The sequence below is a fragment of the Neptunomonas sp. genome (genome assembly GCF_041601355.1).
In the GTDB taxonomy this organism is placed as follows: Bacteria; Pseudomonadota; Gammaproteobacteria; order Pseudomonadales; family Balneatricaceae; genus Neptunomonas.
In genome coordinates, this window is the sequence record NZ_JBFIIH010000008.1 from 1 (window position 1) to 15291 (window position 15291).

Below are 15291 nucleotides of genomic sequence, written 5' to 3' on the forward strand. Positions count from 1 at the left end.
GTGCTTGTCTGCTCGCTCCGGGCTTTTTTGATGCCTGTGTTGATACTTGTCTTAATACCAGCAGTGTCGCAATCAGCTGAAAAGAACAGCGTTGGGTTGGAGCAGATGCGCCTGGCGTCTGCTGTTGGGGCACGATGCTCTGGGTTTTATGATGGTGTGTACGCATTACTGCATAATATGGAGAAGGAGGGGGATGAGGCATCCTTAACAGTCATCAACAGTAATTGGCCTGGTCTGAATAAACGGTATGTATTTCGTCAGTCGACATCTGCGATGTTGCTGACAGATATTTTTATCAGACAGATGAACCAGACGTTTGAGCCGAAGCAGTTATTTTCACTGCAGAGCTTTGCAGAGGATTATGTGAATAGTCGAAAAGCGGCAATGGCGTGGACGAATCAGTCGGTTATGATCGATATCCAGAAGCAGCAGCGTGAGCAGTGTGAGCATATACTTCAGATTACCAAACGAAACGGTACTTTGAGGGATGATATGATTAACAATGCTATGCAGAAAAGATCCGTGGCGTTAGGTGTGGATCTTAAAATGATGGAGTAAAAACTGCAGCTAGCGGTTATTATTAGCTGCAGTTATGTATTACGCTAGGCTAAGTGCTTTGTTTCCTGGCGGCGTGCGTGCGATGCGCCAACTCGACAACCATAAACACCTACTTCGCCTTTCCAGCGCATCCACTCTGCAAATTGACCGATAGCACCAAACATTTGTGCGATTGACGAAGCCTGCTTTTCTTCAGGGTTGTCAAATGCGCCCATTGCCTGAAGTTCAGCTTGAATGCGGCGATCGTCATTAGTGATGCCCGTAAATGTCTTGCTCATTAGTTAGCTCCAATAGTCGAAAAACTCAGACTAAAGTTTACGCCCGTATTGTGCGATGCACAATAAAATACTGACAGTTACCTGAGGGCCTCGGCTAGTAAGGCGTGAATGCCTTCAATATCTTTTTCTGAAAGTTTATCTTCAGGTAGTGTAGATTCCAGGCCTTGGGTTAGGCGCTCGTAGAACTGCTGCGGATTTTCTTCCGTATCCGCTATAGCAAGGCTGACGTGACCGAGCAGGTAGCTAGAGTAAAAGCGGCGATCATCGTCACCTGTCAGTTCTTGTTCCAGAAGCCAGTTATATAATGTGTCAGCATTAGTTTTGGACATGTCAGAATGTTTCCATTGATTTCAATTGTAAGGCATAGACTTTGCCATCGCTTTCGATCTGTTTAAGTTTGACAATCATATAATCGAGCGCCGGGGCGTACCAGATATAGGTTTCGCGAGAGGCGTCAGGTCCCCGGTCCATCTCTACTTTGATGGTGTCATACTCGCCTATGGGTGATTGTATTTTTTCATGGCCTATAATGTTGAAGTCGTAATCTTTCATCTGGCCACCATCTGCTATCTTATAGCGCAGAGGGCCTTTCTTATCTGCTTTCAGGTCCATACGCATCTGTAGCTGATAGCTAAGTTTGTCTTGGGTCGATTCAGAAATGTCCATCTTCCATGGTTTGTCATCAACATAATTGTGGACACTCATGGCGGGCCAGTCAAAAGCAAGCCTGACCTCTTTCTTTTTTCCTAATACCAGCTTTTTGTAGTGGTAGTTTTGCGGAACTACCTGAGATTGGTTAAATGTGACAGTGCTTCTTTCCTCTAGGGAGGCAATCATCGCACTGGCGTAAGTACGAAACAGCCATTGTCCGTCAGTGGTGTTGGTAAGTGAGCGTTCCACCTCTCCCTTTAGTGCGATTCCCGCATCCCACTCGGACGTATAAATAGCTTTAAAAGGGGTGATTGGCGGCGTATCGCCGGCGTGGGCTGTTAAGGATAAAAGCAGGGCAGATGTTGCAATACCCTGACACATTAGTCCCTGGAAAAATGATGGCATAGTTGATTTCCTTTAAAGCAGGTTTAAGCCTCGTACCCTAATCTGAAGCCGCAGGCGGGCAAAAGTTCATCATTCAGATAGATGCCACTTGCTTCAAACCGAACCCGGTCAGCACAGATCCATTCGATGGCAAGTGGATAGGCGATATGCTCGCGCGCGTGCACTCTGTTTTGTAAGCTGAGTTCATTATCATTGTCGATAATCGGGACGATAGCTTGTACAAGGAGAGGCCCTCCATCCAGTTCTTCGGTAACAAAATGTACCGTGCATCCGTGTTCACAGTCACCTGCAGCAAGCGCGCGTTGGTGTGTGTGCAGGCCTTTGTATTTAGGGAGTAACGAAGGGTGGATATTCAACATACGGCCAGAATAATGCTCTACAAATGCAGACGAAAGGATGCGCATAAAACCGGCAAGTACTACCAGGTCGGCTTGCTGAGAGTCGATTGTACGACGCATCTCTTCATCAAATTCCTCGCGCGAAGCATAGGCTTTGTGATCAATATGGCAGGTTGGAATGCCGGCATTGGCTGCTCGTACCAGTCCGTATGCATCCGCTTTGTTGCTTATAACCTGAACGATCTGGCCGTGTATGCGGCCAGATTCGATTGCATCGATAATCGCTTGCAGGTTAGAGCCACTTCCCGAAATCAGTACTACAATCCGTTTCAGGGACATTGCTTTACTCCGCGGCGATCAGCTCAACTTGCTCTTCGCCATTTTCTGCTGCGTCGATATGGCCAATAATCGAGGCATTTTCGCCGCTGGCTTGTAGCAGCGATAGTGCTGTATCTGCATGATCAGCAGGGACGCAGATAACCATGCCTACACCGCAGTTGAAAGTGCGGTACATTTCGCGGGATTCAACGTTGCCGGCAGATTGCAGCCACTGAAATACGCCGGGAAGGGTCCAGGAGTTGGTATCGATGACTGCTTTTGCATTCGCTGGCAGGACGCGAGGAATGTTTTCCAGTAAGCCGCCACCTGTGATGTGAGAGAGTGCATTAACCTGGCCGTTTTTGATCAGGTTGAGAACCGATTTCACATAGATGCGGGTAGGTTCAAGCAGTGCGTCTCTGAGCTTGCGTCCTTCAATATCCTGCTCCATGTCCGCAGCGGACACTTCGATGATTTTACGAATCAGCGAGTAGCCGTTTGAGTGTGGGCCGGAAGAGGCCAGGCCAATCAGTTTGTCGCCAACGCTGACTTTGCTGCCGTCAATGATTTCAGATTTCTCAACGATGCCGACGCAGAAACCGGCGAGATCGTAATCGTCGCCTTCATACATACCCGGCATTTCAGCCGTTTCGCCGCCCACCAGTGCTGCACCCGATAACTCGCAGCCCTTGCCGATACCTTCGACAACATCAGCAGCCATATCAATGTTAAGTTTGCCGGTCGCGTAATAGTCAAGAAAGAAGAGGGGCTCAGCACCCGCGACTACCAGATCATTGACGCACATGGCGACTAAATCAATACCAATGGTGTCGTGTTTCTGCAACTCCATTGCAAGACGAAGCTTTGTGCCGACGCCGTCTGTACCAGAAACCAGCACAGGTTGTTTGTATCCTGCCGGGATTTCGCACAGTGCGCCAAAACCGCCCAGACCGCCCATAACCTCAGGGCGTGCTGTGCGTTTGGCAATGCTTTTAATTCGATCAACTAATGCGTTACCCGCATCAATATCAACGCCAGCGTCTTTGTAACTCAGGGATGTTTGGTCAGAACCAGTAGACATGCAATGCAACCTTCCAAGCAGGATGAAATAACAGGTGAAAAAATATGCGCAGCATTCTAACAGGTTGCGCGAGTGGCGGCTATTGTATGTTAATGTTTTCAGTTTGATTTACCCACCGGCTGTGTTTTTGCTTGTGTTATCGGGTGTCTTATCGGGTGTCTTATCGGGTGTATTATTGAGAGTGCTTAACGTTAAATATCTGATGAACTTGTTTATTGTCGTCTGCTCAGTGCTGAGCGCAACGCACTTAAGGGCTGAGTCTGTTGAACATCTTTACCAAAGTGAGCAGTTAGTTGCCAAAAGCTTTGCGCTGCCTGGCCCTGATCTGATTAAATCGGGAATGAAGCAGGTAATGATAAAGGTTAGCGGATCGCCGGAGGCTGCTGCTGTCGTTGATGAGTTATCCTCAGGGGTATCGCGCTACCTACGTGAGTTTCATCTTGAATCTACTCGTGAGGTTGTCACGGATACTCAAAGAAATGACTATCTTGCCCAACGTTTAGTGTTGCAGTTCGAGCCGGAGGCTATTAATTCGCTGTTATTAGGGCATGGAATCAAGCCGTTAGGTAAGTACCGGCCTAAATTGCTGATTTGGCTGCTCGCCGATGTCGATAACGAAACCTTTATCGGTTATAAAAAAGTAATATTGGAACATGCCGCTGCTCTTGCGTTTCCTGCCGATGTTGTATTTGATCAGGGCCGGAAGTCGAAAAAAGGCAATGAAAGGCTCTCGGATCGTATCCGTTACCGCTCACAAGCCTATGGAAAAGCTTGGGTTGTTATTGTATCGATCGATTCAGATAATCGCTTTGTATGGCGTTTGCCTGATCTTGATAAGTCGCCATGGCACTCCGTTAAAGGAAGGTTTGTTGATGAGCTGCCGTCCGTTTTTCAATTGTGGATTGAGTCTTCGGGAATTAAGGTGGTAGCTGAGGGCGCAATCAACCTGAATACTCTGCAGATAACCGTGACAAGTATTAAAAATGTGGCAGACTATGCGGCAATTATGGAGTATGTCCTGTCATTGTCTTCCATTTATCATGTGGAAGTCGTTTCTATGAGTCATGAAGTATTAACTCTATCCTTGCAAAGCCCATTAAAGGTTGCTGCGCTCACGCAGGTCTTGAGCCTGGATAGCAGAATGATGTTGATGCGGCTTTTACAGGATGGGGATGCTATATCTCTACGCTGGCGCTGGATTGGAACACGAGGAAAGTAGCTTTAATGGAAAATGTTATTACTTCGCAGCGTTTGTTTATGCTGCTGATAATTATTGTTGTTGGTGTGTTGCTGTATTTATTAGGGCCTATATTATCACCCTTTCTGGTGGGGGCTCTGTTGGCTTATTTAACAGATCCGCTCGCCGACCGGCTTGAAGTGGCGGGGGTGTCACGAACCTCGGCGGTCGTGATTGTATTCGTTATTCTGACAACTATTGTTACCTTGCTGGTGTTGCTGTTCATACCTAAGCTGAGTCATCAGATTCAAGTAATGATTAAGCAGGTGCCAGCGGTTATTGCTTTGTTTGAGGAAAAGGCTGTCCCTGCCATCCAGGCGTACCTGGGCGATGGCGTTTCCTTCGGTGATTTGCAGTCGTTTAAAAATCTTATCGCCAGTCACTGGGAAAAAACCGGGGACATTATGGCGCAGGTTGCGTCCGGGCTTACGCGCTCAGGCTTAGCGGTAGTCGGGTGGATTGCTAACCTGTTATTGATACCTGTTGTGACATTTTATCTTTTACGGGACTGGGATGTCATGATGGAAAAAATTGCGCATCTGTTGCCGCGTAATGTTGAGCCTATCGTGTCGCGCTGGGCAAAAGAAAGTGATGAAGTCCTGGGCGCTTTTATCAAAGGGCAGTTGCTGGTTATGTTGGCGCTTGGTTGTGTGTATGCCGTTGGATTGTGGTTGGTGGGTCTGGATTTAGCTTTGTTGATAGGAATGTTAGCCGGACTGGCTAGTATTGTTCCTTATATGGGGTTTATTGTTGGGATCTTTGCTGCAGGGGTCGCTGCATATCTTCAGTTTCACGATCCGATAATCCTGATGTGGGTGGCGGCCGTATTTGGTGCGGGCCAGGCTTTGGAAGGTATGGTGTTAACACCATTAATGGTTGGCGATAAAATTGGTTTGCATCCAGTTGCAGTGATTTTTGCTATTATGGCAGGCGGGCAGCTATTTGGCTTTGTTGGCGTGTTAATTGCGCTTCCGGTGGCGGCTGTAATTATGGTATTTTTGCGCCACGTTCATGATGGTTATAAAAACAGTCATTTATATGGTCCTCAGGCGTTGGCAGAGCAAATTGAAGATGAATTACCGCAAGCACAGGATATAGACGTTAATGAAAAGCGCTAATGCGCCACAACAGCTTCCGCTTGGTGTTTCCCTCAGGGATGATGCAAGATTTGAGAATTACCAAATAGGCAGTAATGGTCTTGTTTGTGCGATGCTTCGTCAGGCAGCGGTAAGGGAGGGAGAGTCTTTCCTGTATATTTGGGGGGCGCAAGGTTCCGGATGCTCTCATCTGTTACAGGCGGCGTGTCATGCAGCAGAGCCACGTAAGCTAACGGCGGTCTATCTGCCATTAAATGAGCTGCTAAATTTAAGCCCGGTAATTCTTGAAGGTATGGAGCATCTCGATCTGATATGCGTCGACAACGTGGAGGCGGTTTCCGGAAAGCCTGAATGGGAAGAGGCGTTGTTTCATTTGTATAACCGAATTCGCCAAGAACAGAATACGCTGATTGTGGCAGCAAACTCAGCGCCGAGACAGCTTGAAATTCAGCTACCCGATCTTGTTTCTCGTTTAAGCTGGGGTGCTGTTTTTAACGTAGCGGCGCTGAATGATGATGATAAAGTACAGGCGATACAACTACGTGCAAAAATTCGCGGTATAGATCTGGCTGAAGATGTTGCTAAATATCTGGTACATCATGCCAGCCGCAGTATGAATGATTTGTGCCTTATGCTTGATCGTTTGGATAAGGCGTCCCTGATGGCCAAAAGAAAAGTTACCATTCCTTTTATTAAACAGGAAATGGGCTGGTAGCCCTGTTCATTAACAGGGCGTAAATAGCGTTCCTAATCATCCGGTTACATTTTTTTAATTATAAGTCTCGTTAAGTAATGTGCTTATGAAGCGCCAGGAATAAATAATATGTCTACAGATGATCAAAGAACCGACCGTGATTTTTCCGCACGTGATGAAGAAGAGCAGCAAGCTTTTCTGGATCAAACATGGTGTGATAATTGTCAAGCAGCGGATTTAGGGATGCATACACCGCTTGAGTATCTGCTTGATGGAACTATTTTTGTAGAAGGCACTTGTAACAAGTGTGGTGAGCAGGTCTTTACCGAATTAACGGAAGACGAGCTCTGATATAGTCGTATTGACAGAAGGTTGAATAGTGTCTTCATTTGATAATCGCTTTGGCGGGGCGCGCCGTCTTTATGGTGTCGAAGGCGTAGATCGTTTTCGAGAGTCTCATGTATGCGTGATCGGCATTGGCGGTGTGGGTTCATGGGTGGCAGAGGCATTGGCGCGGTCAGGCATAGGCGAAATTACGCTGATTGATCAGGACGATATCTGTGAAACTAATATTAACCGACAGATTCATGCACTGGATGGCACTATCGGGCAATCTAAAATTGCAGTGATGGCCGAACGCATTCGTTTGATCAATCCGGAGTGTCTTGTGCATGAAGAGCATGCGTTCGTTAATCGAGAGAACATTCCTGAATTGATCCGGGACTGTTTTGATTATGTGGTTGACGCTATCGATAGTGTTAAGGATAAAGCAGCGCTTATTGGATTTTGCAAGCGTTTTAAAATCCCTATAGTGACGGTGGGGGGCGCTGGTGGGCAGTTGGATCCGACATGTGTAAGCGTGATCGACCTCTCTAAAACCTATAATGATCCTTTGGCAGCTAAGGTGCGTTCTGTATTAAGACGCCATTATGGGTTTAATAAAAACGCTAAAAAGTTTGGTATTGAGTGTGTCTACTCCACGGAGCAGCTCCGCTACCCACAACCTGATGGGTCGGTTTGTGCCCGGAAAATAATCGCTGATGGCCAGACCAGGCTGGATTGTGATGCTGGCTTTGGTGCAGCTAGTGTTGTGACGGCAACATTCGGCATGGTTGCAGCGTCGCGGGTGTTGAATAAAATAATGTCCAGAGTTGATGTTGGCTCGGTTTAAACAACTTAACATTGGCTGAATCTGTAGCTATAATGCTACATAAGTCAGTAAATTAAATTCAGCGATTCACTCATGGATAGAGGTGTCGTCAAATGTTGGAGTTACAAGGAAGTGGTTTTGCTCATGTTGATTCTTATCAGCGAACTAAGTGGGGATACTTTGTATGTTAGTGTTGAACCACTGTTATCAAATGCCAATTTTCGCAGATGAAGGTATACAGAAAGGTTTATCGAGCAAAACAAAGACTGTTAGCTTGTTAAATCCTCAAAGCAAAATAAATGACGTTGTTACAGAAGCCGAATTGCGTTTGCTGGCTGAGTGGTCTGTGCCAGATCTGGTGCAGGTGCTTAATTTCCCTGAAGCAAGTATTGATCTTCATGCTGATGACTATGTCATTTTTCATGAGCGTGCCGGGCGTGTTATCGAGGCCTTGTTGGGGAGTATCAAAACTGATCTTATTACGGTGCGATTGGGTGTTGGTGGCGTTGTTACTGACTTGAATGTGACTTTTGAACTCAATGAAGCCTTTCTGACAAACTTGTGGCGTCATGAGCGTCCGATCAGTCACTGGATTAGAAAAGAGAGTGATGATCTGATGGAGGTGGCTATATTAGGGCGCTCTTATGCTTTAGCCGCTGCATCACTTGATGTGCAGCATATGAGTGGTATGGATCGTTTGGAAGCTATTGAAAACCAGTGCTACGATGCTTACCTGCGTCAGATTTATCTGCGTGCATTTAACCTGTACGGGATTTTTCCATTAGCTCATGAAGAGCTGGGTATTCGGGGGATTGATCCCTGGATGCAGGTGGCAGCCGCTAAAGGCATTGTTCCTGCCCGTTGCACTGGCCGTCAATTGGAGCTTTTTGCGCGCAGGCAGTTCAGGGATTTTAAAATTCCTTTCGAAGTGTACTCGATTTTAAAGCACCTGCCTCATCGCCTGAGTATTCCTGCGAGAATGAAGGTCACAGACTGGGCTGCGTTATTACAAAATGAGTTATCTGCTTCCTGGTTGCGCGGCGAGACAGGCCAGTGGCTCGAAAAAGCATTGGACTCTATTACCGATTCTGAAAATTCTGATGCCCAGGGCTATATGCTGGGCGCTTAGCGCTCTGGTTAATAGCTCTCTAGTCGGTCACTTTGCCGCGCATTGCTTTGGTTTTTCCGCGCTTATTCTTACTATCGAGTCTTCTGGTTTTAGACCCTTTTGTTGGTTTAGTCGGCCTACGTATTTTTTGTGGTGTTGTCACGCTTTTGATCAGTTCGAGTAGTCTCTCTAAAGCCGCTTCCTTGTTCTTCTCCTGAGTACGGAACTGCTGGGCTTTAATGACAATAATGCCTTCTTTGTTGATTCTCTGGTCGTTCAGATTGAGTAACTGTTGTTTGTAATAGTCGGGTAAAGAGGAGGCAGTCACATCAAAGCGTAGATGGATAGCGCTGGATACTTTATTGACGTTTTGCCCTCCCGCGCCTTGGGCACGAATGGGTATCATTTCAATTTCTTCATCTTGAATCATGATGTGGGTGGATATTTGTAGCACTGAATAATTAGCCTTATGATTGGATTAATTCTGTCAGATTAGCTAAGCCTGATTTAAATATATCAGGTTTGAGCACTCAGAAAAGCTGGTATGTGCATCCCTGAGTGGGGCGTTGCTTAGCTATTAATTGAAGTCGGCCATTTAGTTGCAGTCGCCCAGACGCTTACCCTTCCATGCCGTATTCATCTCCATCATTAATCCTTGCATAGACATCGCTATCGTTGCTTTTCCTTTTAATTGGGTCTCATTTGCCTGCATCTCACCGTAGCCTGTCATGGGATTGCCTTGCACATTACAGCTCATTTTCCATTTTATATGTTGCCCGGAAGCATTTACATCGGTTGCTGTGCAGTTGCCACGGGTTTGTTTAGCAAAGCGATCTGCGCTGATGGTGTCTTCGTTGATGCACTCGATATTGGTATTGATGATAGGTTGGGGCAACATCGGCATTGTTGCCTGACTGGTAATTTCCCATTTTCCGCCATTAAAGGGAATGCTGTCTGTCGCAAAGGTGTTAACGGATATCGTAGCGATTGATGCGCTGATTAAAACAGCGCAAAGCATCGGTGTTTTCATGTGAAATCTCTTCGCAAGTAATAAAGTACTATAACAGGCGTATCATCTCAGTTGCAGAGATCAGGGTCTAGAGTTAAGGGTTAGAGAGAAGGGTCTGATAGAAATTTATTCATGGGCCGTATGCGCGTCAATCAGCGACAGTTAATCAGGATTTACGTATAATCCCTCGTCGTTTTAGTTTAATTGGGAGAATCATTATGTCTCACACTGTGGTGTGTGCCCTGTATAAGTTTGTTGCTCTGGATGATTATCAGGAGCTGCGTGCGCCCTTGTATGATGTGATGAAGAGCAATGCTGTGCGTGGGACACTGTTATTGGCCCGGGAAGGTATCAATGGCACGGTTTCCGGTACGCGAGAAGCGATTGATGCATTGCTTGCCTGGTTGAAGTCTGATGCGCGTTTGGCAGATATTGATCACAAGGAATCGTTACATGAGCGCCAGCCGTTTAAGCGCACTAAAGTGAAGCTTAAGAAAGAGATTGTAACGCTTGGCGTGGAAGGGATTGACCCTAAAAGAGTGGTGGGCACTTATGTAGAGCCTAAGGACTGGAATGCATTAATTAGTGATCCTGATGTAGTGCTGGTGGATACACGTAATGATTATGAGGTGCAAGTAGGTACTTTTCAGCATGCTGTCAACCCGCAGACAGAAAGCTTTCGGGAGTTTCCTGAGTATGTAAAGCAGCATATGAATCCGGCTAAACAGAAAAAAGTAGCAATGTTTTGTACGGGTGGGATTCGTTGTGAGAAATCAACGGCGTACCTGAAAGAGCAAGGGTTTGATGAGGTATACCATCTTAAAGGCGGAATTCTGAAGTATCTGGAAGAAGTTCCGCAGGAAGCATCGTTGTGGGAAGGTGAGTGTTTTGTTTTTGATGACCGGGTTACGGTGAATCATCAGCTTGAAAAAGGTCAGTACGATCAGTGCAACGCATGTCGTATGCCGATTACCGAAGCAGACAAAAATAGCGAGCAGTACGTTTCAGGCGTTAGCTGTCCTTATTGCTTTGGTAAGCACACCGATGAGCAAATGCAGCGGTTTGCACAGCGAGAAAAACAGATGCAGCTAGCCATGGAGCGTGGTGAGGAGCATATAGGTGAAGCGGCTGTTTTGACCATGCAGGAGCGCCGTGAAGCGAAGCGCCTGGAGCGTCAGCGCCAGTTAGACGAACAGCAGCAAAAGCAGCAAAAGCAAAAGTAACGCAGGAGTTCTGATGCAGGTATATCGTTTATTAGGTACGTTAAATACTCAATTACAACGACAGTTGTTGGTCGGGGCGCTCCTGTCCTGTGGGTGGGAGCTAACGTTTTCTGATGAAGATGACGATGCGCTCAAGCATAAGAATATTCAGCTAAATATTGAAGGTGAGGGCTGCATATTGCTGGATGCCAGTTTTAAAGGGAAACCCGAAGATATTTCATCTCTTTTGGACTGCCTGGATATGCATCCTATCCATTATTCATTAGACCTGTTCGGTGATTCTGCTCGCCTTGTCAGGCGCTTTATTAAGTAATATGCGTGCTGCAGATGTGCTATCAGTCATGCGCAAGTGCCTCTTAACGAATATATATTTAGGTTATTTCACAATTCAGATAATAAGTCGCTTCAGCTGTGCTATAACTTTTAACAAGTAATTACTGTTAGGGAGAGTGACATGACGGACTCTGAAGGACGGCATTTGCGTCGTTTTGAGTGTCTATTAGCGGCTATAGATCAGATAGTCGTGCGTTTTAGCAGTACCGGAGACATAAAAAAAGTGAGTGCCGGCAGTGCCGGTTGGCTGAAGCCCGAAGCAATGATTTCAAGAACCTTTACTGCATTATTCCCTGATGAAGTTGCCGGCCATATTGCTGCCATGACGAAAAAAGCATTGGAAAGCGGGGAGCCGCAAAAGCTAACACTGTCGATGCAACCAGAGCATGCTTTCCACTGGCGTGAACTTGGATTAACCACTGCCCAAACCTGGGATACAACCTTGGTTGCTGTCGATGAAACTGAGCTGATGTGGGTTGCGCGTGATGTGTCAGTTTCCAGGCGTAATCAACAAAAGTTATTTAATCAGGCGCAACGTGATCCATTAACCGGTGCATATAACCGCCGCTCATTACTGACTATTCTTGACCACTCGATTGCTCAGGCACTGCGATATGATGGGGTATGTTCATTTTTGTTGATCGATATTGATAACTTCAGGCAGATCAATGATCAATACGATTGGGATACCGGAGATAAAGTATTACAGCAGTTTGTAAAAGCGATGCATGGCTTTCAGCGTACCGCAGATTTTTTTGCCCGTTTTTCTGATGACCGCTTTGTGATGTTTTTACCGGAAACTAACCGGGAACAGGCGTTGCTGGCGGCAGAGCGTGTGCGTAAATTGGCGGCTGAGCAGCAGGTTTTATGTGGTTCAGATGACGCTGAAGACGGCCTGAGTTTTACTGTCTGTATTGGAGCCGCTACATTGCGTGATGCCAAAGATACACCTGAAAGTATCTTGAAGCGAGCAGAAGAGAACCTGTTTGTCGCTAAACAAAGTGGTGCCAACCGGGTGGAAGGTGAGCCCTGATGTTAATAAGCAGCTAAAAACCTATCAGCTTATCAAGTGCGTATTAAAATAAGTTATCAAACGATACTTTCTGGCGTTCTTCTACGGCGCCAGATTGCCCCTCCTGAAAAGATCAGTAACGAGATCCATATCAGCGAAAATGTCACAAAATCACCTTTATCAAAAGGTTCGCCTAAAATGAGCACGGCGCTTAATAGCTGAAGTGTCGGCGCAAGATAAGTAATAACGCCAAGTAATGTCAGGCTTAACCTATGAGCCGCTGCCGAAAAAGCCAGTAAAGGTAATGCGGTAAGAACACCTGCAAGTATAAGGAGCAGGCCGTCCAAAGTCATGCTGAAGTGCTGCTCACCCTGTATCAATAACCAGACCCAATAAACCGTAGCAAAGGGGAGTAAAAGTATGGTTTCCAGCATCAGGCCGGTGACGGTATCCACTTGTGTTTGTTTACGTATCAGTCCGTAAAGGCCAAAGCTGATCGCCAAAGATAGTGAAATCCATGGGAACTCACCAATCCCTATGATTTTGTAGCCAACACCGCATGTCGCCAGAAAAATTGCTACTTTTTGATAAACGGCCAGTGATTCTTTAAAGACAATAACGCCTAAACAGATCGCAATCAGCGGACTGATAAAGTAGCCGAGGCTGGCTTCTACTGCACGATTAACACTAACCGCCCAGATATACAGGCACCAATTGGCTCCAATAAGTAGAGATGAGCAAAATAAGGCTAATACCAGACGTCGGTTTAGCAGTGCGGATTTTGCGCGGGCCCAGTGGCGGGTCAGTGTCAGGATGATAGCGACAAAAATAAATGACCAGATAATGCGGTGGAGTAGGACTTCAGTAGCAGGGATGTGTTTTAACAGACTGAAAAACACGGCAAAGCTGCCCCATATGGAGTAGGAGAACAGGGCAAGTAGTAAGCCGCGATTAGACTCTGTCACAATTGGCATTCCTGAAATTAAAAAAGAATTTTAACAGTAGTATCTGATACAGCAAGGAAACACATTGTTGTATTAAAAGAGTGTATGAGAAAGGCATCCGTATAGCTGATATGGGCCGAATTGTAGTTGAAAATTCCTCTGAGTTAATGAGGTATGGATGCGCGCCCCGTTTTTTACAAACGAGGCGCGTTTATCACATAGAAATGATATCAGGATGACGCTTCAGGCAATTAATCATTGCATGCATCTCTTCTTCTGTTCCGATAGTAATACGCAAGTGGTTGTCAATGCCCGGGCGGCTAAAATGCCTGACCAGAATCTGATGAGTTCGTAAAAATCCCATTAGCTCAGCCCCTTCAATATAGCGATGTGAGGCAAACACAAAGTTGGTTTTTGATGGGATGATCTTAAAGCCCAGCGTTAATAGCTGCTCGTTTGTCCATTCCCGTGTTTTAATGATCTGCTGTGTGGTTTGCGTAAAATACGCAACGTCTTTAATGGCGGCAGTGGCAGTCACTTGGGCGAGCATATCCAGAGGGTATGAGTTGAAGCTATTTTTGACACGCTCTAAACCATCGATGAGTTCAGCGCTACCGATAGCAAAACCGACCCGCATTCCGGCTAAAGAGCGAGATTTAGACAGTGTTTGGATGACTAATAGGTTTGAGTATTGTTCTACCAGTTTGATGGCTGTTTCTGCACCAAAATCCACATATGCTTCATCCACGACGACAACGGATTCAGTGTTACGTTGCAGCAGGACGTCTATTTGATCCAGTGTTAATGCTCTGCCTGTCGGGGCGTTTGGGTTGGCGAAAATAATACCGCCATTCGCTTCTGAGTAGTCATCCAGCGCAATACAGAAGTCGTCTTGTAAAGGGATGTGCTTGACGTCGATGCCGTACAGGTTGGCGTACACATCATAAAAACTGTAAGAGATGTCGGGCATCAATAGGGGGTCAGGTTGGCGAAAGAAAGCCATAAAAGTATGCGCTAATACTTCGTCAGAACCATTGCCTACAAATACTTGTTCGGTTTTAACATTGAAATGATCAGCCAGTGATTGCTTAAGCGCTGACGAGTCAGGATCAGGATAAAGTCGTAGTCGGTCAGTATCAAACTGATGGATCGCTTCAATCACCATTGGAGAGGGTGGAAACGGATTTTCATTGGTATTCAGTTTAATAATATTGCTCCCCTTTGGCTGTTCACCCGGTACATAAGGGGTCAGACTCTGGATCGCTTCACTCCAGTATTTGCTCATGGCAATCACTCATTTTTAATGCTGGGAAGCCATTTTGGCAGCCCGTTAAACAGGAGAGCGGAGCATAGCAAAAAAGCAGCAAAGTGAACATTGATCCGTTAGGCGTTATTATATTTGCTGTTTTCAGTTTTGTTTCAGTTTCAGTCTTTACAGTAAGCAATATCAGATGTGTTAAACATGTAAACAAAAACAAGAAAGATCTTTTAACCAGGAGCAATAACAATGAAAAAATCAAGTCTGACTACAGCACTACTAATCGGCGCATCAGCTGCAATGCTAAGCACGGGTGCCGTCGCCGGTCCTAACAGTCAACTGACAGTTTCTGAAACAGCATCTGCTGAAGTTCAGGCTACAGTTCAAGGCTGGTTAGCGGGCGATGAAATCCGTGGTCGTAAAGACAAATGTTATGGTATCGCGTTAGCCGGTGAGAACGATTGCAAAGCGGGTGCGGGCACGAGTTGTGAAGGTACATCCACAACCGACTTTCAAGCTAACGCCTGGACATTTGCACCCAAAGGTACATGTGAGTTCATTGTGACGCCAAATGGAACAGGTTCACTTGAAGGTTAA

The 15291-nt window shown here is 46.1% G+C and carries 20 protein-coding genes; 11 read left to right on the forward strand and 9 right to left on the reverse strand.

What is annotated here, in order from left to right; translation table 11 throughout:
- On the forward strand, positions 1-558 hold a 558-nt coding region (locus tag ABY436_RS02420; RefSeq protein ID WP_372737436.1), incomplete at its 5' end, for a hypothetical protein.
- Positions 559-602: 44 nt separating this feature from the next.
- Here ABY436_RS02420 and ABY436_RS02425 read toward each other — a convergent pair.
- The 5 genes from ABY436_RS02425 to purM all read right to left on the reverse strand — a co-directional run bounded on the left by ABY436_RS02425 (position 603) and on the right by purM (position 3629).
- Positions 603-836, reverse strand: coding sequence for a hypothetical protein (locus ABY436_RS02425; RefSeq protein WP_372737437.1), 234 nt, complete (start codon positions 834-836; stop codon positions 603-605).
- A gap of 77 nt (positions 837-913) precedes the next feature.
- Entirely contained in the window at positions 914-1165 is a 252-nt protein-coding gene (locus ABY436_RS02430; protein ID WP_372737438.1) for a YfcL family protein, read from the reverse strand.
- A 1-nt stretch (position 1166) separates the two neighbouring features.
- Complete coding sequence (locus tag ABY436_RS02435) at positions 1167-1892, reverse strand: DUF3108 domain-containing protein (RefSeq protein ID WP_372737439.1); 726 nt, start codon at positions 1890-1892, stop codon at positions 1167-1169.
- 23 nt (positions 1893-1915) lie between these two features.
- Positions 1916-2569, reverse strand: coding sequence for a phosphoribosylglycinamide formyltransferase (purN, locus tag ABY436_RS02440; RefSeq protein ID WP_372737440.1), 654 nt, complete (start codon positions 2567-2569; stop codon positions 1916-1918).
- A 4-nt stretch (positions 2570-2573) separates the two neighbouring features.
- On the reverse strand, positions 2574-3629 hold the full coding sequence (gene purM, locus ABY436_RS02445) for a phosphoribosylformylglycinamidine cyclo-ligase (RefSeq protein ID WP_372737441.1): 1056 nt from the start codon (positions 3627-3629) through the stop codon (positions 2574-2576).
- Between the two features lie 34 nt (positions 3630-3663).
- Here purM and ABY436_RS02450 point away from each other — a divergent pair, with 34 nt between their 5' ends.
- From ABY436_RS02450 to ABY436_RS02475, 6 genes are all read left to right on the forward strand, one after another.
- Entirely contained in the window at positions 3664-4848 is a 1185-nt protein-coding gene (locus ABY436_RS02450) for a DUF2066 domain-containing protein (RefSeq protein WP_372737442.1), read from the forward strand.
- 5 nt (positions 4849-4853) lie between these two features.
- Positions 4854-5984, forward strand: a complete 1131-nt coding sequence (locus ABY436_RS02455; protein ID WP_372737443.1) for an AI-2E family transporter — start codon at positions 4854-4856, stop codon at positions 5982-5984.
- Positions 5971-6678 carry a DnaA regulatory inactivator Hda gene (gene hda, locus ABY436_RS02460; protein WP_090727927.1) on the forward strand — a complete coding sequence of 236 codons (708 nt, stop codon included), beginning with the start codon at positions 5971-5973 and terminating at the stop codon, positions 6676-6678. The genes ABY436_RS02455 and hda overlap by 14 nt, the downstream gene beginning before the upstream one ends.
- A 108-nt stretch (positions 6679-6786) precedes the next feature.
- The gene (locus ABY436_RS02465) at positions 6787-7008 is read left to right on the forward strand and encodes a hypothetical protein (RefSeq protein ID WP_372737444.1); all 222 of its coding nucleotides are present in this window, start codon (positions 6787-6789) and stop codon (positions 7006-7008) included.
- A 28-nt stretch (positions 7009-7036) separates the two neighbouring features.
- On the forward strand, positions 7037-7828 hold the full coding sequence (gene tcdA / locus ABY436_RS02470) for a tRNA cyclic N6-threonylcarbamoyladenosine(37) synthase TcdA (protein ID WP_372737445.1): 792 nt from the start codon (positions 7037-7039) through the stop codon (positions 7826-7828).
- A 163-nt stretch (positions 7829-7991) separates the two neighbouring features.
- Positions 7992-8936, forward strand: a complete 945-nt coding sequence (locus ABY436_RS02475) for a hypothetical protein (RefSeq protein WP_372737446.1) — start codon at positions 7992-7994, stop codon at positions 8934-8936.
- 19 nt (positions 8937-8955) lie between these two features.
- On the opposite strand, the gene arfB is transcribed toward ABY436_RS02475, so the two are convergent.
- Positions 8956-9369, reverse strand: coding sequence for an alternative ribosome rescue aminoacyl-tRNA hydrolase ArfB (gene arfB / locus ABY436_RS02480; RefSeq protein WP_372737447.1), 414 nt, complete (start codon positions 9367-9369; stop codon positions 8956-8958).
- Positions 9370-9510: 141 nt separating this feature from the next.
- The gene (locus ABY436_RS02485; protein ID WP_372737448.1) at positions 9511-9945 is read right to left on the reverse strand and encodes a DUF3617 domain-containing protein; all 435 of its coding nucleotides are present in this window, start codon (positions 9943-9945) and stop codon (positions 9511-9513) included.
- Positions 9946-10142: 197 nt separating this feature from the next.
- Between ABY436_RS02485 and ABY436_RS02490 the strand changes: the two genes are divergently transcribed.
- The 3 genes from ABY436_RS02490 to ABY436_RS02500 all read left to right on the forward strand — a co-directional run bounded on the left by ABY436_RS02490 (position 10143) and on the right by ABY436_RS02500 (position 12513).
- Positions 10143-11147: a rhodanese-related sulfurtransferase gene (locus ABY436_RS02490; protein WP_372737449.1), complete on the forward strand. Its 1005-nt coding sequence runs from the start codon at positions 10143-10145 to the stop codon at positions 11145-11147.
- A 13-nt stretch (positions 11148-11160) separates the two neighbouring features.
- Positions 11161-11460, forward strand: a complete 300-nt coding sequence (locus ABY436_RS02495) for a hypothetical protein (RefSeq protein WP_372737450.1) — start codon at positions 11161-11163, stop codon at positions 11458-11460.
- Between the two features lie 141 nt (positions 11461-11601).
- Complete coding sequence (locus ABY436_RS02500) at positions 11602-12513, forward strand: diguanylate cyclase (protein ID WP_372737451.1); 912 nt, start codon at positions 11602-11604, stop codon at positions 12511-12513.
- Between the two features lie 56 nt (positions 12514-12569).
- On the opposite strand, the gene rarD is transcribed toward ABY436_RS02500, so the two are convergent.
- Together rarD and hisC are read right to left on the reverse strand one after the other, a co-directional pair.
- Complete coding sequence (gene rarD, locus ABY436_RS02505) at positions 12570-13457, reverse strand: EamA family transporter RarD (protein WP_372737452.1); 888 nt, start codon at positions 13455-13457, stop codon at positions 12570-12572.
- A gap of 193 nt (positions 13458-13650) precedes the next feature.
- On the reverse strand, positions 13651-14721 hold the full coding sequence (gene hisC, locus ABY436_RS02510; protein ID WP_372737453.1) for a histidinol-phosphate transaminase: 1071 nt from the start codon (positions 14719-14721) through the stop codon (positions 13651-13653).
- Between the two features lie 222 nt (positions 14722-14943).
- Between hisC and ABY436_RS02515 the strand changes: the two genes are divergently transcribed.
- Positions 14944-15291 (forward strand): DUF2282 domain-containing protein, encoded by a 348-nt coding sequence (locus ABY436_RS02515; protein ID WP_372737454.1) that lies wholly within the window; start codon positions 14944-14946, stop codon positions 15289-15291.